This is a genomic window from Burkholderia sp. BE17 (assembly GCF_009362305.1).
GTDB classification, from domain to species: Bacteria; Pseudomonadota; Gammaproteobacteria; order Burkholderiales; family Burkholderiaceae; genus Burkholderia; species Burkholderia pyrrocinia_C.
Genome location: NZ_WHNU01000102.1, coordinates 1 through 1,614, shown reverse-complemented (window position 1 = coordinate 1,614; position 1,614 = coordinate 1). Strand labels below are relative to the sequence as shown.

Annotated in this window: 2 protein-coding genes and 1 pseudogene; all 3 read right to left on the bottom strand. The window is 58.2% G+C overall.

Annotated elements, in window-relative coordinates:
* Positions 1-132 (bottom strand): annotated as a pseudogene (locus GD429_RS39975) (IS256 family transposase); the annotation flags it as partial.
* A gap of 191 nt (positions 133-323) precedes the next feature.
* Positions 324-1,070: a hypothetical protein gene (locus GD429_RS39970; protein ID WP_227792238.1), complete on the bottom strand. Its 747-nt coding sequence runs from the start codon at positions 1,068-1,070 to the stop codon at positions 324-326.
* Between the two features lie 147 nt (positions 1,071-1,217).
* On the bottom strand, positions 1,218-1,614 hold a 397-nt coding region (locus GD429_RS39965; protein WP_227792230.1), incomplete at its 5' end, for a methyl-accepting chemotaxis protein.

The window sequence follows — 1,614 nt, the reverse complement described above, 5'->3', positions numbered from 1 at the left end:
CAGCATCAGATCCTGAACCTCGGTCGGCGTCATCGGCCCCTTGACCAACTGGTCCAGCAGTTCCTTGGGCAACTCAGGCAGCGGCCCGCGGGCCGCTGCCTGACGCGCTACGGTTTGCCTCTTCTTCTTCATCGGCATATCCATGACTTTTATACCTCATGATATGCCCCGCCCACGAAATGACGGATAGGTCCTCACTTCATCGAGGGCCGTGATCGCCTGCGGATTCAACCCGTCGATGCAACGAACCACGCAACTAGAGAGCCCATGGCCGCAATCAAGTGCATTCCCAACACGGGCTGGTGACGTCGGCGAACCGTTCCCTATTGAATGACTTCATTCACTACCGCTTGCGCTTCTATCACAAGCCGTGAATAGATCTTCTGCTCAGGCAGATGCTTCGCGAAACATTCCTGTCGCTTGTCCTCTGGCACTCGGCCAACACCGCAAGCAGCAATCCCCCGAACCGTAACATCCCTCCAAAGGACATAAATCCACTCTCCCTGCCTGATCGATACCGCCAACGTATTCGGCCCCTCCGGCACCCCGTCCTGACAATCACCCAGCAGCAACGCCTTCACCTCCGCATCAGCCGGCTTCCGCTTCACCGGCAACTCGGCGAACCGATATGCCGCGGCGTCATCACTGAACACGTCCGCATAAAACGTCTCGTTATCGAAGATAACGGCAACATCACCCGTCGACTTAAACCCCGCATCCGACGTTGCCACCCAAGCCTTCAAAAGCGGAACCGTCGTAACAAGAAGATTCTCCTTCCCGTCATCCGACTCGAGGAACAACCCGTCCGGCCCCGGCGTCATCCCGTCATCGGCGATAGCGCTCTGAACGTTACTCCCCGCCTTCCCGGAAAACCCTTTCGCCTTGACCGTCCCGACAAGCTTTACCAGCTTCGCATTCACTTCGGCGGTATATTTCTTGTCCAAATCCGTCCGGTCTTCCATCCGAGCCGCATTAACTGCCTTGGCAGCCTTCTTCCGATCCGCGAGATAAGAATTGGTCGGCGACGCAACCACCCTCGCCCCGACAACAGCAATCAGCTCTAGGAGCACAACCGCCCCCACCTCCGACTTTCAGTTTCGAAATGCTTTTCATTCTTGTATGACGTCCCCGAACCCAAGCCCGAATGCAAAACGGCTGCCGTGAACCCACGGCAGCCGTCCCTGAGAAACGCCTCATCCTAAAACGCGAAGCAGACTTTATTCATCCACCTTGAACGCCGACACCAGCTTGGTCAATTCCGCCGCCTGCTGCTTCAAACTCTCGGCCGCTGCCGCACTTTCTTCGACCAAAGCCGCATTCTGCTGCGTCATCTGATCGAGCGACTGCACCGCATCGCCAATCTGATCGATCCCGGCACTCTGCTCCAGGCTAGCCTCAGCAATCTCGCTCATCATCGCGCTGACGCCTTGAACCTGCGAGACAACATCACTCATCACCTTCCCCGCCTCGCTAACCAACCGCGACCCGGCATCCACCGTCCCCGCACTGTGTTCGATCAGCGCCTTGATCTCCTTCGCCGCCTGCGCGCTGCGCTGCGCCAGATTCCGCACTTCCGAAGCCACCACCGCAAACCCACGCCCCTGCTCCCCCGCC